At 48.2% G+C, this 23687-nt stretch carries 20 protein-coding genes; 13 read left to right on the plus strand and 7 right to left on the minus strand.

What is annotated here, in order from left to right; all coding sequences use genetic code 11:
- Positions 1–6 precede the first annotated feature (6 nt).
- Positions 7–1155 carry an efflux RND transporter periplasmic adaptor subunit gene (locus SHEWANA3_RS21145; RefSeq protein ID WP_011718759.1) on the minus strand — a complete coding sequence of 383 codons (1149 nt, stop codon included), beginning with the start codon at positions 1153–1155 and terminating at the stop codon, positions 7–9.
- 842 nt (positions 1156–1997) lie between these two features.
- Between SHEWANA3_RS21145 and SHEWANA3_RS21150 the strand changes: the two genes are divergently transcribed.
- The gene (locus tag SHEWANA3_RS21150; RefSeq protein WP_011718760.1) at positions 1998–2744 is read left to right on the plus strand and encodes a TorF family putative porin; all 747 of its coding nucleotides are present in this window, start codon (positions 1998–2000) and stop codon (positions 2742–2744) included.
- A 102-nt stretch (positions 2745–2846) separates the two neighbouring features.
- Here the strand turns inward: SHEWANA3_RS21150 and SHEWANA3_RS21155 are convergent, their stop codons facing one another.
- Positions 2847–3536 carry a DNA-3-methyladenine glycosylase I gene (locus SHEWANA3_RS21155; protein ID WP_011718761.1) on the minus strand — a complete coding sequence of 230 codons (690 nt, stop codon included), beginning with the start codon at positions 3534–3536 and terminating at the stop codon, positions 2847–2849.
- A 203-nt stretch (positions 3537–3739) separates the two neighbouring features.
- Here SHEWANA3_RS21155 and SHEWANA3_RS21160 point away from each other — a divergent pair, with 203 nt between their 5' ends.
- Complete coding sequence (locus SHEWANA3_RS21160) at positions 3740–4387, plus strand: glutathione S-transferase family protein (protein ID WP_011718762.1); 648 nt, start codon at positions 3740–3742, stop codon at positions 4385–4387.
- A gap of 276 nt (positions 4388–4663) precedes the next feature.
- Here the strand turns inward: SHEWANA3_RS21160 and SHEWANA3_RS21165 are convergent, their stop codons facing one another.
- Positions 4664–5194: a thioesterase family protein gene (locus SHEWANA3_RS21165; protein ID WP_011718763.1), complete on the minus strand. Its 531-nt coding sequence runs from the start codon at positions 5192–5194 to the stop codon at positions 4664–4666.
- Between the two features lie 128 nt (positions 5195–5322).
- Complete coding sequence (gene prlC / locus SHEWANA3_RS21170; protein ID WP_011718764.1) at positions 5323–7362, minus strand: oligopeptidase A; 2040 nt, start codon at positions 7360–7362, stop codon at positions 5323–5325.
- A 268-nt stretch (positions 7363–7630) separates the two neighbouring features.
- Between prlC and SHEWANA3_RS21175 the strand changes: the two genes are divergently transcribed.
- The 7 genes from SHEWANA3_RS21175 (at position 7631) to SHEWANA3_RS21200 (ending at position 14927) form a co-directional block, all read left to right on the plus strand.
- Positions 7631–8419 carry a hypothetical protein gene (locus tag SHEWANA3_RS21175; RefSeq protein ID WP_011718765.1) on the plus strand — a complete coding sequence of 263 codons (789 nt, stop codon included), beginning with the start codon at positions 7631–7633 and terminating at the stop codon, positions 8417–8419.
- Between the two features lie 93 nt (positions 8420–8512).
- A complete protein-coding gene (locus tag SHEWANA3_RS21180; RefSeq protein WP_011718766.1) occupies positions 8513–9028 on the plus strand; it encodes a hypothetical protein in 516 nt (171 codons plus the stop codon).
- A gap of 167 nt (positions 9029–9195) precedes the next feature.
- A complete protein-coding gene (gorA, locus tag SHEWANA3_RS21185) occupies positions 9196–10551 on the plus strand; it encodes a glutathione-disulfide reductase (protein ID WP_011718767.1) in 1356 nt (451 codons plus the stop codon).
- Between the two features lie 324 nt (positions 10552–10875).
- The gene (locus SHEWANA3_RS23670) at positions 10876–11052 is read left to right on the plus strand and encodes a hypothetical protein (RefSeq protein ID WP_166485368.1); all 177 of its coding nucleotides are present in this window, start codon (positions 10876–10878) and stop codon (positions 11050–11052) included.
- 3 nt (positions 11053–11055) lie between these two features.
- Positions 11056–12552, plus strand: a complete 1497-nt coding sequence (gene putP, locus SHEWANA3_RS21190) for a sodium/proline symporter PutP (RefSeq protein ID WP_011718768.1) — start codon at positions 11056–11058, stop codon at positions 12550–12552.
- A gap of 9 nt (positions 12553–12561) precedes the next feature.
- On the plus strand, positions 12562–13668 hold the full coding sequence (proB, locus tag SHEWANA3_RS21195) for a glutamate 5-kinase (RefSeq protein WP_011718769.1): 1107 nt from the start codon (positions 12562–12564) through the stop codon (positions 13666–13668).
- A gap of 11 nt (positions 13669–13679) precedes the next feature.
- Positions 13680–14927: a glutamate-5-semialdehyde dehydrogenase gene (locus SHEWANA3_RS21200; protein WP_011718770.1), complete on the plus strand. Its 1248-nt coding sequence runs from the start codon at positions 13680–13682 to the stop codon at positions 14925–14927.
- A 249-nt stretch (positions 14928–15176) separates the two neighbouring features.
- Here the strand turns inward: SHEWANA3_RS21200 and SHEWANA3_RS21205 are convergent, their stop codons facing one another.
- Together SHEWANA3_RS21205 and SHEWANA3_RS21210 are read right to left on the minus strand one after the other, a co-directional pair.
- A complete protein-coding gene (locus tag SHEWANA3_RS21205) occupies positions 15177–16697 on the minus strand; it encodes a KAP family NTPase (protein WP_011718771.1) in 1521 nt (506 codons plus the stop codon).
- A 242-nt stretch (positions 16698–16939) separates the two neighbouring features.
- The gene (locus SHEWANA3_RS21210) at positions 16940–18472 is read right to left on the minus strand and encodes a DUF3612 domain-containing protein (RefSeq protein WP_011718772.1); all 1533 of its coding nucleotides are present in this window, start codon (positions 18470–18472) and stop codon (positions 16940–16942) included.
- A 208-nt stretch (positions 18473–18680) separates the two neighbouring features.
- Here SHEWANA3_RS21210 and SHEWANA3_RS21215 point away from each other — a divergent pair, with 208 nt between their 5' ends.
- Together SHEWANA3_RS21215 and SHEWANA3_RS21220 are read left to right on the plus strand one after the other, a co-directional pair.
- Positions 18681–19244 (plus strand): malate synthase, encoded by a 564-nt coding sequence (locus tag SHEWANA3_RS21215; protein ID WP_011718773.1) that lies wholly within the window; start codon positions 18681–18683, stop codon positions 19242–19244.
- 266 nt (positions 19245–19510) lie between these two features.
- Positions 19511–20461, plus strand: a complete 951-nt coding sequence (locus SHEWANA3_RS21220) for a putative sulfate exporter family transporter (RefSeq protein ID WP_011718774.1) — start codon at positions 19511–19513, stop codon at positions 20459–20461.
- Between the two features lie 308 nt (positions 20462–20769).
- On the opposite strand, the gene SHEWANA3_RS21230 is transcribed toward SHEWANA3_RS21220, so the two are convergent.
- A complete protein-coding gene (locus SHEWANA3_RS21230; RefSeq protein WP_011718776.1) occupies positions 20770–21315 on the minus strand; it encodes a LuxR C-terminal-related transcriptional regulator in 546 nt (181 codons plus the stop codon).
- 144 nt (positions 21316–21459) lie between these two features.
- Between SHEWANA3_RS21230 and SHEWANA3_RS21235 the strand changes: the two genes are divergently transcribed.
- Positions 21460–22662 (plus strand): hypothetical protein, encoded by a 1203-nt coding sequence (locus SHEWANA3_RS21235; RefSeq protein WP_011718777.1) that lies wholly within the window; start codon positions 21460–21462, stop codon positions 22660–22662.
- A complete protein-coding gene (locus SHEWANA3_RS21240; RefSeq protein WP_011718778.1) occupies positions 22659–23687 on the plus strand; it encodes a hypothetical protein in 1029 nt (342 codons plus the stop codon). Before SHEWANA3_RS21235 ends, SHEWANA3_RS21240 begins: the two co-directional genes overlap by 4 nt.

Here is a 23687-nt window from a genome sequence, read left to right on the forward strand (position 1 = left end):
TATGCCCTATTGTGCTTGGGTTTCAGAAATAACTTTGGGAGTGACTGGTGCACCTGGACGGATTTTTTGTAATCCTTCCACAATCAACTTATCGCCCGCTTCCAAACCGGCAGTAATACGCCATTGATTGTCGATAACTTCAGCAGTAGTAACAATTTTTGCTTCCACTACGCCTTGATCGTTCACCACCATGGCCACGGCTTGCCCCTTAGCGTTACGGCTAATGGCTTTTTGTGGCACTAAGATAGCTTGAGGATCGGTACCAGTATTCAACACGGCGCGAACATACATGCCAGGCAGTAAGAGGCCATCTGGGTTAGGGAATTCAGCACGCAGGATCACTGAGCCCGTGTTTTCATCCACACTCACCTCAGCAAATTGCAGCTTACCGCTGTGGCCATAAACAGTGCCGTCTTCAAGCACTAACTGCACGTCAGCGTTATCAGCCGCTTGCAGCTTGCCTTGCTGTAATTTCGCTTTTAGGCGCAGCAATTGGGCACTCGATTGGGCGATATCCACATTGATAGGATCAAGCTGTTGAATGGTTGCCAGCGTTTGGCTTTGGTTTGCCGTGACCAGCGCACCCGCAGTCACACTCGATTTACCGATACGGCCAGAAATTGGCGCTAACACTTCGGTGTATTCGAGGTTGATTTTGGCGGTGTTGATTGCCGCTTCAGCGACTGTCACGCTTGCTAGCGCTTCTTTGTAAGCCGCTTCGGCTTCATCGAAATCTTGCTTACTGATAGCGTTAGTCTTTACCAATTGTTGATAACGCGCCGCTTTGGCCTTAGCAGAAGCAAGACTTGCATTCGCTCTGGCTAAATCGGCGTTAGCGCTCACCAGTGCTGCCTTGTAAGGCGCGGAATCGATTTGATAGAGGGACTCGCCCTGCTTCACATGACCGCCTTCGACAAAGCTACGCTTGGTAACAATACCGCTGACTTGAGGACGCACTTCGGCTTCGAGGAACGCCTTGCTGCGGCCGGGTAATTCGACTTGGATAACCTGAGGCTTGGCCGCCACGTTGATTACACCAACTTCCATACTCTGCGGCCCAGCGCCTGCTTGAGCTGCCTTATCCTCTTGAGGGCTACAAGCTGCCATCCACAACGCCACGCTGATTACTGAGGCAAGTTTAATTGTCTGCCGCATGAGAACTCCTTTAAATATTAACGCTACCGTTTTTTCACGCTTTCAAAGGTGAACTGACGGCCGTAATTATAACTAAAATCAAATCTGTTACTTATCGCATACCCTATAAGGATGAACAAGAAAGATAAACAAACTAAAGTGTAAACTAATGAAAATATTCACACCTTCGCGAATACCTTATTGATTGAATTGTTATCCTATTTAAGAAATATGTTAATAGTGGATAAGCTTGTTAGCGTTGTACGATACAAAACACTTATTCAGCCTACTCTATATCGAAAATGTTGCAAACCTGTTCGACACCACAGGCTGCTATCAAGCAAACCCTGATAACAGTCTATTCGATATAAATGACACTTATCCGACTACATTACGCCAATAAATAAGCATTTTTGCATATACCATCAGTCGTTTAGCTTGGCTTGTTTGCCCGAGCCCAATATGGCTCTCTCACTCATGGTGATGCAAACAAGACGCTACAAAACTCGAATGCTTAATTCTATTGATGTAACGGTAATGATGTATGGTTTATGTAAATTCGCTTGAATCTACATATCAGCAGAAATGAGTGACACTCAACTCTTTGAACGCGACATTTTATGACCAAGCTTAATTGAGGGCAAATCTGAAATGGCTTTTTACACCCCATTTAATGAAACTCTGCTTCCCAAAAAACGTATTTTTATTAATTAGATCACAAACACATCTCCGGCAAACTCGGTTATTTCGCCGCTTGTTCACATTCATTCATATCTTTTCGTCATTGGTTCATCCCAAGCTGCAGCGCTATTCACAACTTATTTTTACGATAAAGGTGCGCTAACAATTCCCAATACTTTGAGATGATGATTATGAAGACTCGTACTAAATTTTTGCTGACAGGGGCGTTGCTTTCTTTGGCGGCAAGCTCCCACGGCGCCGAAGATAATCAACTCTTTGGCGGCACCATTAACGGCAACCTTAACTTTGCATCCGACTATGTGTTTCGTGGTGAATCAGAAACCTTAGACGGCGATATTCCCGTCGTACAAGGCACCCTGAGCTGGAATCACAACCAAGGTTGGTATGCGGGGGTATTTAGCTCCAACATCAAATTTGCCGACCCTAACTTAGAAATCGTTACTGCACCTTTTATTGGTAAAGCGGGGGAATTTGGCGACTCAGGTTTTACCTATGATGTGATGTTGTTTTCATACCTCTACCCAGGTGCGTCCTACTCCAACTACACCGAGTTATGGTTAAAAGTGGGTAAACAATTTGGCCGCGCAAATCTGCAACTCGAAGTCACCCCAACGGTTGATGATTGGTTTGGTGTCGATGGCTGGCACGGGGTTAACTATGCCTTGCACCCAAGCTATAGCTTTGACAATGGCGTAAAAATCTCAGCCTCTGTGGGTTATCAAGACCTCAGCGGTGATGGCGCCGAAGGTTGGGGCCACTGGAACATCGGTTTGAGCAAAGCTTATTACGGCCTCAACTTCGACCTGCGCTACCACGGCAGTACTGTCGACAGTGACCATAAAGTCTATGGCACACAGACTGAAATCTTCGATGACAGAGTCGTCATTGGGATCAGTAAAAGTTTCTAATCCTGTTTTTTGCTTATACGTTCATCCCGCTGCTTCCCTGCAGTACTCCAATTGCTTGAAATATCGAGCCTTGACCAGCCAATTTGGCTGGTCCTTTTTTATCTAAATACGATTATCACCCAAGCTACAGGCTAAGACCCGGCTAATATCCGCAAGACACCGACCCGATTCTTGCTGCCATTGATTGAAAGCGGCCTGCACCTGCTTTAGCGCCGTTTGCGAGCTAAAACCGGCATCCACCAACTTATGCGCCTTAAAATAACCTTGCACATCATCGGTTAACAAGAAGGTATCCTTACCAATGCCGCGCAGGAAATACGGTCCAGTATTGCCGCCGAGGCGAGCGCCGCGTTTCTTTAAGAGTGCCCAAAGCCCGACGATATCTTCGGTCGGCCAGTCGGCAATCAGCTTAGCCAAGCTGCCATGTTCGCGGGCGATATCATGGATCATCAAGGCATTATCATAAATCGCTTGGGTCTTCTTTAAATGGCGAATTAAGGTCGCATCCGCGGCGCGGGTTTGGATCTGCTCGGGCGACAACATCAATACCTTTTCAGGCACGAAATGAAAGAAAGACTTCTCATAGGCGGGCCACTTATTATCGACCACACGCCAGACAAAGCCACTCTGAAATACCTGCCGACTCATGGCGGAGAGCAGCGTGGCATCATCATACTGGCGAATTTCGGCACTGGTCAGGCAGCTTGGCAACAATGCTTCGAGCCCCTTTTTACCGCCCTTGCGCTCACTCGCTCTGGCATAGATGGATGAGAAACTTTCTAACTGGCTCATACTGTTACCTTTGGTTATCTCTATTTCACTGCGATGTTAAAGCTAATAGTACCGAATTTTAGCGCGAGCGGCTCATTCCGCATGGCAAACCCCTTTTACGCCACTTCCACTACTTTTAAGGGAAATCCTACAGCAAGCGCCTTGATAGCGACTAAAGTTAAGTCGTAGAGTCAACAAATGCAGGGGTTGTGGGGTCGACACCTATGGAGCTGTTCTATCATCCGTTATCACGTTATTCACAGAAGGTGTTGATTGCTCTCTATGAAAAACAAGCGAACTTTTACCCGCGGATCACCGATTTGCGCGACCCATTTGCTCGCCAAACATTCCAGCAATTTTATCCTCCCGGGAAACTGCCGTTACTCAAAACCCACGAAGGCCAACTGCTCCCAGAGTCCAGCATCATCATCGAATACTTAGACAGGCATTTTCGAAACGGTACCGAGTTACTGCCCGCCGAACCCGAGCGCAATTTAGCTGTGCGCTTATTCGATCGCATTATTGATAACGATATCAATAACCCGTTATTTCAATTGGAAAAATTAAAGCATGCACCCGAAGGGCATGAATTTGAGATCAAGCAGATAGAAAAGCAGATGTTTATCCAGTTTCAGCGCCTTGATGCCCATTTAAGCCAGAATCACTGGGTATGCGGCGACAGTTTTACCTTGGCCGACTGCGCACTTATTCCCTGTTTAAGCTACAGTTTTGCCCATTTAAACCTGCTGGATTTAGATGAGTTAGTACGCTACTGGCAACAGGCGCAGCTGCGCGGCGCCTGGATGCTGGTGCTTGAAGAAGTGCTACTCGCCGAAATGGAGGAAGACACTGGCATTAGGAGTATTCCCTAGTGCCAACACATTAGGGCGTGTTGACGTTTCAGGGTTATTTTTGCAGCAATTTGGCTGGCGTTTATGCAAGGCGAAGTCCGTGCAGTGTAGTTATTCTACATAAACGGACGATAACGCAGCAGAAACGTCAGCCAAACGCTGCCCGAAGGGTTCGTCTAGCAAGCTCGTTCTCTTTGTCACTCGTCATTTGAGTAGAATAACTACACGTCATTCCTCGTTTCGCGAGCACGAGCTTGCCAGAACGAACAAAATCTAATCTCGAAACGTCAACACGCCCTAGCGATTGCGTTCTTTCTTCAACTGTAAAAACGCTTTCCATTTAATGACTTCTGGCGGCAACTCAGGAGCAGGATCGGTATAACCCGCCTCTTTGACTAACACATCTAGCGGGACTTGCTTACCTTTACAGACAAACACACCACGCACATGCACTATGCAGTGCAAGCCGCGTTCGCTCACAAAGCGTTGTTCAATATAAAAATATTTCTCATCCCAGCCCACGACCTTGGTTTCAATCTCAAACTTTTTCAGGGGCTTGATATCGCGGATATAGGTAAATTCGGCGGCGTTAACAATCGGCATCCACTTCAATTTGAGGAAACGCTTCAACAACCCCATTTCGGCCAACATATAAGTGCGCGCCAGATCCATAAACGCCGGATAGCGGGAGTTGGTCAGGTGGAAGTTGATATCGCAATCGCTAGGCAATGCCCGGTAAGTAATACGGCTCGTGCCCAAAAAATCAATCTTACGGCAGTGACGCGTGCGCCAAAACAACAACCAAAACAAACGGAAATACAGATTCATATACAGTCGCCCTAAAAATAAGAGCCACAGGCTAACAGAGGTCATACCAGAGGGCAAGCGAGATCTGGCTCACAAAAAAGGCGCCAAATGGCGCCTTTTTATGCTCAAGCATTCCTATTGAGTCTGGCTTAAGCAGCAATCCCAGAGTGGCGCAGCAGCGCATCGATACTCGGCTCGCGACCCATAAACTGTTTGAACAAGTCCATAGGCTCGGCTGAACCACCCATTTCGAGGATGTTGTGCAGGAAGCTACGCCCCGTGTCAGGATTGAAGATGCCCTCCTCTTCGAAGCGAGAAAACGCATCCGCCGACAGCACTTCGGCCCACTTGTAGCTGTAGTAACCCGCGGCATAACCGCCCGCAAAAATATGCGCAAAACCATGTTGGAAACGGTTAAATGCTGGCGGAATTAACACGGCTACCTGACGACGGACTTCGTCCAAGGTCTCTTGAATACGCGCCCCTTTGGCGGGGTCATATTCGTGGTGCAATCTAAAATCGAACAGTGAAAACTCCAGCTGGCGCAACATCATCATGCCTGATTGGAAGTTTTTCGCCGCTAACATCTTGTCTAACATGGCTTTTGGTAAAGGCTCACCGGTTTCGTAGTGACCGGAGATCTCCGCTAAGGCTTCTTCTTGCCAGCACCAGTTTTCCATAAACTGGCTAGGCAATTCGACCGCATCCCAAGGCACGCCGTTGATTCCTGACACGCCGGCCACGTCGATTTTGGTTAGCATATGGTGAATGCCATGACCAAATTCGTGGAACAGCGTCGTCACTTCATCGTGGGTGAAGAGTGCCGGTTTGCCATCTACTGGGCCATTAAAGTTGCAGGTGAGATAAGCCACGGGCTTTTGTAGACCCGTAGGCGTGTGACGACGCACTCGGCAATCATCCATCCAAGCGCCGCCACGTTTACCCGTGCGGGCGTATAGGTCTAAATAGAAGCTGCCTCTGTGTTCGCCCGTTTCGTCGAAAATATCGAAGAAGCGCACGTCTTTATGCCAACGGTCGAACTCAGTTTGCTCGACAATCTTTAAGCCAAATAGGCGCGAGACAGTGTAAAACAAGCCAGAGAGCACTTTATCTTCGGGGAAGTAAGGGCGCAGCAACTCTTGAGAAATCTCATACTTATGTTGCTGTAACTTCTCGGCGTAGAAACTCAAATCCCAAGAAGCCATTTCGCTCACGCCGTACTGCTCCAGTGCAAAGGCTTTTAAATCGGCTAATTCGGCCTTGGCTTGATCCTTTGAGCGCAGCGCTAATTCATTTAAGAATGCCATCACCTGCGCTGGCGTTTCGGCCATTTTCGTCGCGAGGGATTTTTCGGCAAAACTATCAAAGCCTAACAACTGTGCCAACTCGTGGCGCAGCGCAAGGATTTCGTCCATCAAGGGACCATTATCGAATTCGCCCGCATTTGGACCTTGATCCGAAGCGCGCGTCACGAAGGCGCGATAACACTCTTCACGCAGGCTACGGTTTTCGCTGTAGGTCATCACGGGTAAATAGGAAGGGAAATCTAAGGTAAATAACCAACCTTCTAATTCACGGGCCTCGGCCATCGCTTTGGCGGCCGCCTTGGCTGAATCGGGTAAACCAGCTAATTCTGCCTCGTCGGTAATTAACTTAGTCCAAGCTTGGGTCGCATCGAGTAATTGATTTGAAAAGCCGCTCGTCAGCTCGGATAGGCGTTTAACGATTTCGCCATAACGCACTTTTTGCCCATCATCTAAGCCAATACCCGAAAGCTCGAAGTCCCGTAAGCTGTGCTCAATCACCATCTGTTGTGCTTGGCTTAATTGGTCAAAATCTGCCGATGCACGCAGGGATTTATAGGCCTGATACAGTCCTTGATGTTGACCCACATAGGTGCCGTACTCGGATAACAGCGGCAAACAAGCATCATGGGCGGCGCGCCATTCATCTGTGCTCACCACTGAGTTCATATGGGAGACAGGCGACCAAATCTGACTTAACTCATCATCCACTTGCTCGAGCGGAGCGACTAAGTTATCCCAGGTAAAAGGCCCTGGGGTTTGCAGCACTTCATCAATCTTGGCACGACACTGAGCAATGGCCTGCTCAACGGCAACTTGAATGTGTTCAGGTTTAATCTGGGAAAAAAGCGGTAATTTTGCGCCGTTAAGCAAAGGGTTGCTCATAATGGTTCCTCTACAATCTGTGTAGCTAATAAATAAGGGCTTATCTACTATTTATCAAGGCGAGAAAACCGATTGCCCCCTTCGCAGATACACCTAGCCGTATTCAACAAAGAAAAAAGCGAACCAGTTCACAATTAAGATTTACACCAAATTTACTTATTCAATCTTGACGAGCTGATCGCAAATCGAATCCATTCTCATTAACGATCATATTCGCCTGAGTTAATATCTGCACATATTCCGCATCTTTTATCAGATTGGCTTAAATATGGCAGCTTCACTTCATCCCATCCTTAGTGCCGTCGGCGTGATTAGCGTCATTTACTTGAGTCACCCGTGCTTGGCGAACGAGAGCTTAGTGCAAACCGAAGGTGTCTCAAGCAGCGTATTACCCGCAGCAACCACAGCACCTTGGGCCGCGAATCTAGACTTAGGTTGGGATAGCAAATATGTGTCCCAAGGACGTAACAATCTGGCCGAGGGCGGAATTTATTGGCTAAATGCTAGCGTCCAATACGGCAATCTCACCACCTACGCCCTGGTCGGACGCGGCGATAGCCAAGCCTATACCGAGTGGAACATTGGTCTCGAATACGCGTTAAACCTCAGCGAACACTTAGAGGCGAATCTGGGCTATCAGCGGATTGAAGGTTATAGCAGCAGTCGCTGTCAGGATAACGAACTGTTCGCAGAATTAGCCTACACCGCCGCCCCTTGGTTAGTGCCTTCGGTGAGTTATGTGTATTCCACCGAGGCTGCCGGCTATTTTGTCGAGCTGAGTCTACACAGTTATTGGCAACTGAGTGAAGGCTTTACTCTCGCGCCTTATATTACCCAAGGACTTGATTTTAAATATCGAACAGAAGACCACAATGGCCGCAATCACCTCCAATTTGGTTTAGAAGCCAATTATGATCTGGCCGATAATATGAGTCTCAGTGGCCATATTAGCCACAGCATTGCCCAGAACGATATTGAGCAAGAAGCGGCCACCAACGGCGACTTTAGCTCGCAAGATCAAACCTATGCGGGTGTCCACTTTAATATGAGTTTCTAAGTTTTTAAGTACGCTTCTCCGTTTGCAAACTCTCCCGCCCTAACTACACTCAAGAAGTCGATGGAACGACTCAGCATGGGCGAGGAACAGGGAATGTTAACTCATCATATAAAATGGCTGCCTAACGCATTTATCTTATTGATATTTTACGGCTTATTATCATTTGCTGCCGAGCCTGAATTAGGAGCATTATCCAAACCGACCACAACTGAGCCCCTACCTTTAGGAACCTTACTCGACAGTGAAGGGAAACCGCTTCCGCTCCCGACTCAGCAAAGCGCCTTAGATTACCAATCTCCCGTGATAGACACCGACAATATGCCTGCGAAAACAAATACCAATAAAGCAAAGTCGACGTCATCGAAAAAGAAAAAACAGAGCCGCAAACAACAACTCATCAGTCGAGATAAAGTCGCTAACGACCCTAGTTGCCGCTGGCTCAATGCCCGCATGTCACAACTCGAAACTCAGATTGGCAACCGCCCCGACAAAGCCGCGAGCTATCAGACCGATGAGCTCAGTGCCCGTCAGCAGGAGTGGCAATGTCTCAAATGCGGCGCCGAAGGGCCAAACCAAGACGATCACTATCGCTGCCAATATCGCCGTTAAGTTTGAGCTAACCGCCCAAAGATAAAGTAGGTGCTTTGCTGAGATTTTTGGCGGCAAAACAAGGTCTATACCAAAGCAACCTAATGGGCTGGTCTGCAAATCCATTCCAACCTACAATGACCTTCTGCTAATAAGCACCTCATTCTTAGAGTTAGACGGAGAAACTCATGGCTCAACATTTTGACTATATCTGCCTAGGCGCAGGCAGCGGCGGTATCGCCTCAGCTAACCGAGCTGCCATGCGTGGCGCTAAAGTTCTACTCATCGAAGCAAAACACGTCGGCGGCACCTGCGTAAACGTGGGCTGCGTACCCAAAAAAGTCATGTGGTATGGTGCGCATATCGCCGAAGCCATGAACCTCTACGCCAAAGATTATGGATTTGATGTTTCAGTCAACAAATTCGACTGGAACACCTTAGTGAACAGCCGCGAAGCTTATATAGGCCGTATTCACGAGGCCTACGGTCGAGGCTTTACCAATAACAAGGTCACCCTGCTGAATGGCTATGGCCGCTTCGTTAATGGCAACACCATTGAAGTAAATGGCGAGCACTACACGGCTGACCATATCCTGATCGCCACTGGCGGCGCACCCACCATTCCAAACATTCCTGGTGCAGAATACGGTATTGATTCAGATGGTTTCTTCGCCCTACGCGAACAACCTAAACGTGTCGCAGTCGTCGGTGCCGGCTATATCGCCGTCGAAGTCGCGGGCGTTTTACACGCACTGGGCAGTGAGACTCACCTGTTTGTGCGTAAACATGCGCCGCTGCGTAACTTCGATCCTATGCTAATCGACGCCCTAGTCGATGCCATGAAGACCGAAGGCCCAACCCTGCACACCAACAGCGTCCCACAATCTGTGGTTAAAAATGCTGACGACAGCCTGACTCTAAATCTCGAGAATGGCGAAAGCGTGACCGTTGATTGCCTGATTTGGGCCATTGGCCGCTCACCCGCGACGGGTAATATCGGCTTAGAAAACACCGATGTGCAACTGGATAGCAAAGGCTATGTGATTACCGACGCACAGCAAAATACCACCCACAAAGGCATTTATTGCGTGGGCGATATTATGGCGGGCGGTGTGGAGCTGACTCCCGTTGCGGTTAAAGCGGGTCGTTTACTCTCTGAGCGCCTATTCAACGGCATGAGCGATGCCAAAATGGATTACAGCCAAATCCCAACCGTGGTCTTCAGCCATCCTCCGATTGGCACTATGGGCTTAACCGAGCCAGAAGCCCGCGCGCAATATGGTGATGATAATGTGAAGGTTTACACCTCTGGCTTTACCTCAATGTATACCGCCGTCACTAGCCACCGTCAGGCGTGTAAGATGAAGCTGGTCTGCGCCGGCAAAGAAGAGAAAGTCGTGGGTATTCATGGCATTGGTTTTGGTATGGACGAAATTCTCCAAGGGTTTGGTGTCGCCATGAAAATGGGCGCCACCAAAGCCGATTTCGATGCCGTTGTCGCCATCCACCCCACAGGGGCTGAAGAATTTGTGACTATGCGCTAAGCGCATGACTCAAGCCTTAAATCAGGCTCAATAGCCTGTGAGTGTTACATTTTATCGAAGCGGTTCTGATATTCTCAGCGCCGCTTTTTTATGTTCTACGCTAGGTCATTCCGTCTATTTATCCGCTCTTAACATCCCACTCTTTCGCCCCAATTTTCGGTTAAAAGCACAGGTAAATTTATCAGTATTCAAATCAATTTCCCTTGCTTTACGCCAACCGAAAGTATGCAAACTGGGCATTTCAGCTTGATATCTTACTAATAAAGATCTTATTATAGTTATAGCACTAACTATTATTCATCTTAAATAAATCAAGGAGGCATTATGTCAGCTCAGCATGCTACAGATGAAAACCCCATCTCACAGATCATCCGTTCCACCCGGGAACGCCTTCATGGAACACTACAATATTTCTGCCTGTTCGCCATTCTAAGTACCTATCTCTTTGTCATTTTGAAACCGAGCTTCATTCAAAATAACAAAGCGTTAGGAGGAAAATAATCGATGAATTCCCTCTCTTACGTTTCATTGGCAATTTACTTTATTGCCATGCTCGCTATTGGTTTGTTCGCCTATCGTAAGTCGACCGATGATGTCTCTGGCTACATTTTGGGTGGCCGCCAAGTGAGCCCGCACGTCACGGCACTCTCGGCTGGCGCCTCGGATATGAGTGGCTGGATGCTGATGGGCCTGCCCGGCGCCATGTTCCTAGTGGGGTTTGAAACCCTGTATATCGCCCTCGGATTATTAATTGGTGCTCTAATCAATTATCTGGTAGTCGCCCCTAAATTGCGGGTATACACCGAGGTCGCCGATAACGCGCTGACTATTCCTGAGTTCTTCGCTAAACGCTTTGGTCAGGCCGATAACAGCATTCGTATTATTGCCGCCGCCATCATAGTGATCTTTTTCACCCTCTATACCTCGGCGGGATTAGTCGCGGGCGGCAAGTTGTTCGAATCCGCCTTTGGGCTGAACTACGATATTGGCCTAGTCGTCACCTTAGCCGTCGTGGTGTCGTACACTCTGCTGGGGGGATTTTTAGCCGTTAGCCTCACCGACTTTGTGCAAGGCTGCATTATGTTTGTCGCCTTGGTCTTAGTGCCTTTCGTGGCATATCAAGAATTTACCAGCGCAGATCGTATGATGAACTTTGCCTATCAGTCGATCCCGCATTTTACTGACGCGATGCAAAATGTGACGCTGCTAGGCTTAATCTCCAGCCTCTCATGGGGACTCGGGTATTTCGGCCAGCCGCATATTATTGTGCGTTTTATGGCGATCCGCTCAGTCGCCGACATTAAAACCGCACGCCGTATCGGCATCAGTTGGATGACAGTAACCATTATCGGCGCCTTAGCGACGGGCTTGGTCGGTATCGCCTACGCCAATAAATTTGGCATGAAGCTTTCGGATCCTGAAACCATCTTTATCGTGTTTTCAGAGTTACTGTTCCACCCCTTAATCAGCGGCTTCCTGCTCGCTGCGATTCTCGCGGCCATTATGAGCACGATTTCATCGCAGCTATTAGTCTCCTCGAGTTCGCTGACCGAAGATATTTATCGCACGCTGTCGAAGAAACAAGCGAGCGAGCAAGAGATGGTTAAAATGGGGCGTTACGGGGTCGCAGGTGTTGCCATTGTCGCGACGCTATTGGCGCTTGATCGCTCTAACAGCATCCTCTCCCTTGTGAGTAATGCATGGGCAGGCTTTGGTGCCGCCTTCGGTCCGCTGGTGCTGTTTAGTTTGTATAAAGCTAACCTCACCCATAAAGCGGCGATTGCGGGGATTATTTCGGGCGCGCTCACGGTACTCTTTTGGATTTACGCCCCCGTGCTTTCCGATGGTAAGGCATTGAGTAGCTTAGTGTATGAGATGATCCCCGGCTTTGTTGTCAGCAGCACAGTGATTTATCTGGTGAGCAAATTCGATAACGACCCGTGCGCTAAAACCACTAAGCAATTCCATCAGGCCGGTCGTGTATTGGCCGAGGAAAGCTAAGGAGGCGCTATGACAGACTCTCCCCGTAAACGTATCGTCGTCAAAGTGGGGAGCGCCTTAATCGCGCCCCACAAGCAAGGTTGCAGTAGTCATTATCTCTTGGGGATCGCGCAGTTTATTACTTATTGCCGTGTCCAAGGTATTCAAGTGGTATTGGTTTCATCCGGCTCGGTTGCCGCTGGGTGGCATCATTTTGAGGGCCAAGCTCAGCCGAGTGTCACGGTCAAAAAGGCCATGGCGGCCGCGGGTCAGGCGGATATGATGGCGACGTGGAATAAGCTATTTGATTTTCCTACCGCCCAACTGCTGCTGACCCATGGCGACTTACGTAATCGCGAGCGTTATATCAGTATTCGAGACACTATTTTTAGCCTGCTCGAACACGGTTTAATGCCGATTATCAATGAGAATGACGCCGTGACCGCCGACAAACTCAAGGTTGGCGATAACGATAATCTCTCGGCCATGGTGGCGGCTGCGGCCGATGCCGACACCTTAGTGATTTGCTCGGATGTGGATGGACTCTACGATCAAAATCCCCACGAGCATCCCAATGCCAAGTTGATAAAGCAAGTCACTGAAATCAATGCCGATATCTATGCCATGGCGGGAGGCGTCAGCAGCGATGTTGGCACCGGAGGCATGCGCACTAAGATCCAAGCCGCCGAGAAAGCCATCTCCCACGGCATTGAGACCTTTATTATCAATGGCTTTAATGCCGATTCCTTTAGCCAACTGCTAAAGGGGCAAAATCCGGGCACCCTCTTTACCCCCTACGAAAAACCGATGCAGGAACATTTGCATTGGATGACCCACACCTCGCAAGCGCAGGGCGAAGTGATCGTCGAGGATGATTTTGACCTAGCACTCGATCAGCACAGCGAGCAATTAACTAGCGATGATGTGGTTGAAGTCAAAGGGGATTTCTCAGTGGGCGACACCATTCTGGTGCGTAAAGGCGATGGCACTAAGTTGGCGAAAGCCAAATCTAACTACAGCAGTTGCCTACTGAGTTTTATTACCGAGCAGGATGATCAGGCGTTTGCCAGTGAGTTCCAACAAAAAACTGGCCCCATCATTTCCGATAAGAATATCGCCATTCTTAAATCCATTTGAGTGGAGAAACTATGAACCTAATTAAACAAATATCCGCCGATGCCGCCCATGCGGCCCGCACACTCGCCCAACTCGATGAGTCGTTAAAAAACACCGTATTACTGGATATGGCGCGCTCATTAAGGGAAAAAAGTTATGAAATCCAAAGCGCGAACCTAATTGACGTGCACCGAGCGACTCAGGATAACTTAAGCCCAGCTATGGTCGATCGCCTCACGCTGAACCAGCATCGTATTGAGGCAATGGCGCAAGGAATCGAAACCATCGCCGCCCTGCCCGATCCCGTTGGGCGTGAGCGTTTTATCGGTAAGCGCCCCAATGGCTTATCTATCAGTAAGATGCGCGTGCCACTCGGCGTGGTCTGCATGATTTATGAGGCGCGCCCGAATGTCACCGCCGATGCCGGCGCATTGTGCTTTAAATCCGGCAATGCGGTGATCCTGCGTGGCGGTAAGGAAGCACTACACACCAGCCAAGTGATCGCCAGCATTTTACAGGCGGTACTGACCGCCTATGGCTTGCCTAAAGCACTTATCAGCGTGATCCCCGATCCTGACCGCGCCCTAATGCTCGAACTGATGCAGCAGCGGGAATTTATCGATGTGATCATCCCCCGCGGTGGCGAAGGACTGATTAATTACGTCACTGAAAACAGTAGCATTCCGGTTATTCAGCACTTTAAGGGCGTGTGCCATTTATATGTGGATAAAGACGCCAATCAAGATATCGCCTTGGATTTGCTGCTTAATGGTAAAACCCAACGCACAGGCGTATGCAACGCCCTCGAAGGCTTGTTAGTGCATAAGGATATCGCGCCGCGATTCTTGCCCCGCGTCGCCAAAGCACTAGCCGAGCATCAAGTTAAAATCAATGCATGTCCTCCGGCCGCCGCGTATTTCGACGCCTGCACTTATATGGCAGAAGAGGATTTTGGCCAAGAATACTTGGACTTAGAAATCGCCATTCGCCAAGTCGACAGTTTTGAGGTCGCCACCCAACATATCGCAAAGTTTGGCAGCCACCATACCGAGGTGATTTGCACCGACAATGAACTCACCGCCGCCCGCTTTCAACGCGCAGTGGATGCCTCGGTCGTTATGGTGAATGCCTCATCACGCTTTTCCGATGGTAGTGAACTCGGCCTCGGCGCCGAAATCGGCATAGCCACCACTAAGCTACATGCCTACGGCCCCATGGGACTCGAAGCCCTAACCACTGAAAAATATCTGGTTTCAGGCACAGGGCAAATTAGAGCTTAGCGATTATTCACAGAACCAGACTGATAGTAGACCGATAAATGATTAAGCACTGGCATTCCAGTGACTCGCCGTGAATATATCCCTATAGGCTCGACGGCGGCATCCATGCCGCCAACGGTCACTTACATGCCAGTGCTTAATCCCGTTAATTTCGGTGTATTTTTGTAGCTTACAATTTTTACATTAACACCAAACCTTAATAAATTGTTGGCTCTAAGATGATTTATGGGTGTAGATAAGCGCATCTTTCTATTTATCAAAAGACACTGCTAACTCTACCCAGTTTTTATAATCCGATTTACTTGCTGAGAGGTTTAACAATTTCTCTTGACGATTACAATCTACTCTCACAGGATATGATGCACTGTTACTATATTTATCATCTAATTGATTTTCTAACCTAATCCTATCTCTTGCCTTCCAACTAGAACACATCTTATTCATTTCAGCTAGTAATTCATTTAATCTTAAATCAAAATTAAGGACTTGCGTTAATGTTACTACCTTAGGTACAAATCCTGCCTCATCCTGATAGTAAATAGGAAAAACGTCTATAAAATATCCAATACTTGATATAGAATGAGAAAAATCATGGTCTTTATTAGTTGCTTCAACCCACTCGTTATAAAGAGAGAAGTGCTTATCCCTAATTACAAACAAAACAAGCAGCAAATAAGGATTTAATGTTTTTGTTGTATTACTTAAAACAGCTATAAATTTTTCCGTTAACTGTTCAGTTTCTCTTAGAGAAAGCCTAAATCTATCCGCCACAATAGAAACCACATTAGTGAAGTCATCTAACTCGGCTAAGCTAGGAACGAATTCCCTCCACTTAGGATTGTAAGTAACTTTGCTTTCTACAATATGGCTGACAAACTCATAGCGTGAAAGCTCAGTTAACGAGTAACGTCGCCTAAAGAAGCGACCTAAATAGGTTTGGGCATCAAAGCCTTCACCATAAACAGCTTTCACCGCATGCTGTAATTGTTCAGTATCTGTCGCCACGATAAAGGCAATGTTATCTAATTCAAAAAAGTGTTTAACAATTTCCAACATTTCTACGGCATAGCTAGGTCGACAGCGGTCAAGCTCATCAATAAAGATAAAAGCTGGCACTTTTAAAGCACCTTGCTTATGTGCAATAACTGCAGTAATTAATTCTTTAATTTCGTTTCGCAAATATTCGACTGACTGCAATTTATCGTTGTGGTCCTTCACTAAGCATTGTGCAATTGCCGCACCTGACTCGCCGAAAATATCCGATGAACCTTTGCCGTCACTTTTATTTTCAGACGATATTTTATCTTCGTCTTCGATTGAAACATCATCAAGATTCAAACCAGTTGCCTTCTTCACCAATCCTTTGAGCAAAGCAGGTGCTGCGGCCTTGATAAAACGCGCAGATTTCTTGGCAATATTTACTACAGCTTTATTTTCAGGAGGCAGTTGCTCACTTAAAGCATTTATCAAAGATGAAATAACGGTAAGCATAGGATCATCAGAGTAATCCTGCTTCCATGCATCAATGTAAACAACAGGGTGCGTATCTTTAATGCTCTCAATCCAGCGATTAATAAAGTAGGTTTTACCCGAGCCCCACTTCGCATTTAGGTTTAAAACATAGCCACCATCGATAGCATTAATCGCCAAATAATTGTGTAAAAAAGAAGCGTATCTAGCGCGATCTAATGTATCTCTTGGAAATAATTCAGTTCCTTCTGCACATAACACGGGCTCTTTCCAGTTAAAATCTACAATATCATCAGACATAAAATCCCTTTTTATTAATCAGTTACTCATACTTCAGAATAAAGTCATAATGTGTGCACTATCAACTCAATGAGCAATACAGACAACTGAGTTCGCAGAGTTAAGCACTCTCGCGGCAGTGACCGTTGGCGGCATGGATGCCGCCGTCGAGCCCTCAGGGATGAGTTCATGGCGTGTCACTGAAGTGAGAGTGCTTAATCGCAGCCATTTACTAAACCCTATGCAAAACTTCGCGGCATAGTTTACTCCACCCCACCACACTGGGATTTACCCGCTTGATAACAGCTGGGTTGCCGTGGGCAGACGGCGCCGCGAGAGCAGATAAGCCGGGCATCATTTTTAATACCGCGTTCAATCCAGTTGATATTCAATATCTTAGCCACGCTTACTAGATCACTTTTAATATGCTTGGGAATCGCGACTGAGCCGCCGCCAGAGACACAGGCGGCTTTTAAATCATGGGCGATAGAGAGTGCATCTTTGCCTTGGGCTTCGATGGCCGGATTCAAATCGATACCGGCACAGAGCACATGGGGGTTGCCCGCCGAGTCTTCGACTTTAATCGACTCGCAGCAGTAAATCCGTGGTTCATTGCCCACATTTAAAATCGAAATTTGCGCCGAGGTGCCGACCTTGGGCTCGCTGATCATTCTAAACACCGCCCAGTGCTGACAAGGGTCTTCCACCAGCCGCATATTGCCCCAAGGCAGGGGAATGCCATTGCCACGGTATACGGCCTTGAGTTTGCCCGGCGCATAGGCATCAAAATAATGCCAATGGGGATAAGGCGATACGACCGTCATCCGCCGCATGGCGACCGAGGCCGACACTTGTAGCTGTTTATGCACCTCAATTTCGTAACCGTGGCGGTCGAGCAATTGTCGATACGGCACCTTAGGACATAACAGGGCTCCGGCAAAAAAGCTGGACTCAAAGTCGCGCCACGCATGCAAAATATCCTGCGCGTTCAGGGTATTAGACTGCATCGTCACTTCTTCGTCCATCTCAAGTTTTCGGCCAGAAATCATCACACTCTTAAGCCCATCCTTGTTGTGCAACACACAATGGCCGATATGGGCGGCGAGATCGTACTTCAGTCGACTGGGGCGATGTTTAAGGACTTTATTGATGTAAATGGTGCTGGGCGGCTCGAAGAAAGAAGTCACTAACTGATGCGAGCTTACGCCGCGCTCGTCGATCACTTCCTGGGGCGTACTATCTATCCATTTGATTTTTAAGCCTACGCCCTTGGCAATATCCAGCATCTCCTCGAGGGATAAGGGTATACGTTTTAACCCAACCTCTTCGGCGGCACGTTCAAGATCGGGGAAATGGTTTTGATGATGTTCCTGATGGGCGCGGATTAATAAGTGGGCGAATTGTCGACCCGAAATCCCCGTCTGGGATAGCATTTCAGGGATGGCTATTTGCAAAATATCATTTGAAAACAAAAAGCTGGGTTCGAGCGCCATGCCGCTAATCCCACCACGACGGCCTTTGTCCGGCGTGATGGCACTTTCCTCGGGCACGTCATCTAAAAACCAGTCAACGTCCTTTTGAAAAACCGTGGCAATCACGGCCAACATTTCAGCACTGGGTACGCGTTTTCCACGCTCGATCATCGACAAATATGACACAGAGGGCGCACTGCCCGCATCGACGCGGATGCAACGTGCCGATAAATCTTCCATGGTTAAATTGTTACGTTTCCGTAGGTTACGTATTTTTGTTCCTAGGAAATGTGACTTTCTCATCAAGCTCTGGTCATTGCGCATTTTGTAAAATTCACATTGTAAAATTTTTATTGTGAAATTGTAGTCAAAAAAAGACTAGACTACAAATTAAGCAATCGAGGCAGGTTATCCACCTGACACTGCTTAACCATTAACTCTGTCGGACAAACCAAATTGAAGACAAACGTTGAACCATTAGAAGTGAAATCAAGGCCCTAATTTTTAATTTGAATGTGTAGAGGATACAGCGATGAATATGTCAATTATCAATAGCCACCAGATCCAACCGAATCTAAACAGCTTCATCGCAGAAGAAGTGCTTGCCGTCGCCCAAGTGAACGTGGCCGAGCATGAAAAACTAGCCCAGGCGAAGCAGTTCCTCGACCGTCATTTCCCACTGGATACGGGTTCGCATCAGGATGTGATCAGCTATGTAGTTTACTACCAACACCTGCTGGCATTTTTTGCCGACGGCAGCCACAGCGGATTACGCCAAACCAAGCAGTTTGTTGCCTTCAACGGCACTAAAGATGCGCCAAGCGCCATAGTGTTACAGGACCAAGGCTGCCATGTGGAGTTGTGTTTTGACCGCACTGGCATGATAGGTGCGCGGGATTTAGCGAATTTGGAAGATGTGCAAATCGAAGCGCCCGTTGAGTTAGCCGCCGAACCCACTGAGACACGCAACACCACCTCGCGCCACTGGTTAAGCCTGTTACATGCGGGAATGCCAAGCGCTAACGATATTCAAGACAAGCTGTTTACCGCTAAAGATGGTGGCGACTACAGTCTGCAACGTATCGTAAATCTCTAAATTCCGCGTATTTTCACCGGAGAGTCGCCGTCGGCAGCTCTCCTTTTTTTAGCTTCAAACCTACCTGCCCATTAAGACTCAATAAAATTGACTTACAAAATAAATTAAATTGATTTTATTGAAGATAAACCCAATCGTTATAATGCCCGTCTTTGTCAGCGTCCCAATGCTTATTCGATTGGCTTATTCGAGTATCCATGCCTATGTGGATGAATACGACAATCCAAGATTGGAACGATAACACTCAGTCGCAAACCTAAGGCGTTATGAATTTTTCATCGATAGTCTCGCAACTTAAGCAACCCCATCGCCTTGTGTTTGTCTGCGCTGCGCTACTGTGTCTCGCGCCTGTTATCTCATCCCCTATGGCGCTTGTGCTCGGTTTTACCTTGGCCAGCCTAGGTTGGGTGCCAAACGACTGGAATATCGCCGCCCTCACCAAAAAATTACTGTCCTATTCGATTATTGGTTTAGGCTTTGGGATTAACTTCAACGCCGCGATTGAGGCCAGCAGCCATAACCTCGGATTAATTGTCGGCTCGATTATTTTTACGCTGATCTTGGGCTTTTTGGTGACTCGCGCTTTAAAGTTTGACCCGATCACAGGGCACTTAATCGCCTCTGGCACCGCCATCTGTGGCGGCAGCGCCATTGCTGCCGTATCGCCCGCCATTAATGCCAAACCAGACCAAACCGCTACCGCATTAGCCTGTGTATTTGTACTCAACTCGGTGGCTTTGTTTTTATTCCCCGCCCTCGGGCATTTGCTCAATATGAGCCAATACGATTTTGGCGTGTGGAGTGCCATCGCGATTCACGACACCTCCTCAGTCGTCGGCGCGGCCTCGGCCTATGGTGATGAAGCACTTAAAACCGCCACCACCATTAAACTGGCGCGCGCACTATGGATTATCCCTATCGCCCTTGTCAGTGCGCTGATCTTTGGCGGCAATAAACGTAAGCTTAACCTACCGTATTTTATCGGATTTTACTGTTTAGCCATTGCAATCGCCCATTGGTTGCCGCAGTTTCAGCCGCTCTACGACACGCTTTTTATGGTATCGAAACGTACCTTAGTTCTGTGTCTGTTCTTGATTGGCGCGGGGATTACGGTGCAAAAAATGCGGGCAAGCGGCCCTAAGCCTTTGCTGCTGGGCGTGATCCTGTGGGCGGCGATTGGGGTAACGTCTTTAGGTTATATTCTGTATTTTCAATAGATTGGATTTGAGTCTAACGACTCTGATTGACGCACTAACGCGGGAAGCTCTATTCAGCGTTGGGTTTAATCCGCCAAGCCAACCCCAGTACGCCTAAAAAGGCGGAAAACTCAATCAGCGAGCGGAGTAATCCAGTGGTTTGCGTGGATGCAACCAAGGCAATAAAGCAAAACACAATTAGCAACGAGTTTTTCAATTGCATCCTCCGACAAAATTAGGGGATGCTCATTATTGTTTAGAACCAAAAAGCCAGCCAATATCGATTTTCAATAACAAATAGCTATAACAACTAAGCCAGAGAGTTTAGGTTAAGCGGCTTTATGAGCGCTATCGGACTCGTTTGCCGCCAGTTCTTGGTTATGTTCTTGAATAAAATCCTCCATAAACCAAGCACAAAAGGTGTGGCGGCCATCAACGGCGGCCTTGCCATAAATGGTCGACGCCTGTTGGCGCACCGTTTTCTCTTTTGTCTGTCTCACTTCGGCAATTTCTTTAAAACTCAGCCCTTTAAGCAATAAAAATGCGACTTGCTGCTCGCTCTTGGTAAAACCCCAAGTATCAAACTGGTTTGCAACGGCTTGGCTGTATTCCTGTCTGGCGGAACGCATTTGGGTCGACATATTGTCGATTTTTTTATCGGCGTACTCGAGGCGTTTTGCTAAGGCTTTAACCTCGCGTGAGCGGCGAATTAAATCGTAACTGAGGTAGATGGCCCCGACTGCGGTGAGCACTAAGAGTATGGCTTCCTGCACTAAATGCCATTGCGGAATGCCTAATTGAATGTCGGAACTAATGTCAAAAAGCTTAAAGCACATGATCAGTGCCAGCAGACCAATAATGACAATATCCTTCATTTAAAACTCCTAAATAAAAGCAAAATCAATCAATTATTTTATGGGACATATGTACCATAGGCGGATTTATGATACAGGTCCCCGACGACTTTCACCCGTCAATCCCTACACTGACAGCATTGTTTAATACCACAGAATCATCTCATGTCTGTCAGTTCGTCTTGTATCAAGTTATGTCTGTTGACCAGCTTAGTCGGCACTAGTTTCCTATGTCTTGCGGCGGAAGCCGAACTTTCCCAAGCGCTGTCGAGCAGCCAAGCTAGGTTGGCTCATCTCACTTCGTCGAATACCCAAGCGGCAAATTTATCCAGCTCGACCTGGCTCACTGGCCTGCCGAGCATTAGCTTAAGTCACCTCGGGAGTTTGGATAATAGTAACAGCTACGAGCAGGAACTCTCAGTCAATTTGCCATTTAAATCGCCCGCGCTACACAGCAGCGATAAGCAAATAAAACAACTCGCCGAGCAAATTCATCAACAACAAACGGCGCTGCAAGGCTTGTATCTCTCGGGATTATTAAGGCAGAGCCTGTGGGATTACCGCCAGAGCGAAGTCAAACTGTCGCAGCTTGAGCGTAAACAGCAGTTGCTCGATAAACTCCATCACCAGCAAAAACAACTGACCGATGCGGGGGAACTGCCACTGGCCAACACTCTGCTACTGGAGCGGGAAAGTGTCGATATCGCCTTAAGCCGCGCCGACATTCTGCAGCAACAAGCCCAATCTTTAGCCCTGTATCAACAGCTGACGGGTCAAGACCAAATGCCGAGCGCTATAGAAGAAACTGACCGCCCGCTTGGCAAGGGCGCCGAGACCTTAGCCCAACATCCCCTATGGCAATTGCTAAAGCTGCAACAACAGCAACACCTGCTGCTGATCCAAACTCAGCAAGCGGGTGAGCGCGATCCTTGGACCGTCTCACTCACAGCAAAAAATACCGCGGATACGGGCGTGGATGATCAGCAGTTAGGCATAGCCGTGTCAGTGCCCTTAACCTTGGGCTCGGCGCTGTCCCAGAGCGATTTATCCCAATGGCAACAAGCGAATACCGAGCAAAGTCTCAATCTTGACCGCAGCGCACTCGAGCTTAAAAACCAGTGGGATCAATTAGTCCGCCAACAAACAAACCTCGTCGAGCAACAGCGCTTACTCACCCAAGCACTCGCCCTCAGTCGCACCATTACCGAGGAACTCGCCAAGGTAAAAGATCAAGATCAGGTGAGTTATGAAGTCTGGCTGCGCCGCTATATGGAGGCGCTCGACACCGAATCCCGCTTGGCGCTCAACCGCGTCAGCTTGCAACAACTGCATTCTCAACAACTCCAAGCCTTAGGAATTTCATTATGATGGCCAAGTACGGCGCATGCCTTCTCTGTTTATCCGCGAGTGTTGTAGGTTCGGCGCAGGCCGAAAGCTTAGCCATTAGCGCCTTAGGCAATCTCGACCTCAGTTACACCCAACCACAAAGGGTCGCCAGTTATGAGGGCAGCCCACTGCCGGCGCAGGTTGAAATCCTCCCCGGCAATGATTACTGGATCAGCACGCCCGAGAATATCCAGCAGGTGCACTTTCTCGTCGGCCAAGGTCAGCGCGTCAGTAAAGGCCAAGCGATAGTCAAACTCACAGGGCCAGAAGTATTCCACTACCTCGCCCAAGTCGAGGCCGCGGCGAGCCTGTATCAACTCGCTAAGAGTCGTTATGAGCGCAACAAACCTTTGCTCGCCAATGGCAGTATAAGCGCCGAAAAATGGCGTGAGATCAGTCAGGACTATTTCACGACCCACCTCGAATACGAGCATATGCAGCACTTTATGGAACGCGTCCACAGCACGGATGCGGCTACCGACTCCTTAGTTGTCGCCGCGCCCGTTGACGGTATCGTTAAACTCAATGCCATCAGCGGCCCTTATATGGCCGGGGATCAGCTGTTTTCTCTGGTGCCCAATAACAGCATCCGCGTCAAAGTGAATGTGCCGACGGGCCAGTCACACTCCCTGTCGGCCATCAACATTAATCAATGCCATATCGCGATTGAGTCATTGTCGGCGATTGCCGAAGGCGCCTTTGTTACGGCTTGGTCATCGGCGGTGCCGCAGGAATGTAACCTATTGTTAGGTCAGCAAATGACTGTGGTTCCCGAGTATCAAAAGGCCGTGTATTTACTGCCCAAAAACAGTGTGTTTAGTTGGGAGCAGGACAGCCAAGTGTTCACCAAGTCCGATAGCCAGCTCAATGCGCTAACGGTCGATATCTTAGGCTCAACCCCGGAGCAATATATTGTCGCCAGCGATCAAGACTTGAGTCAGCTACAAGTCCTATCCCAGTCGGTTGCCGCCGTGAAAGGCATCATGCTCGGTTTAGGAGGCGAATAA

The sequence above is a fragment of the Shewanella sp. ANA-3 genome (genome assembly GCF_000203935.1).
Lineage (GTDB): Bacteria > Pseudomonadota > Gammaproteobacteria > Enterobacterales > Shewanellaceae > Shewanella.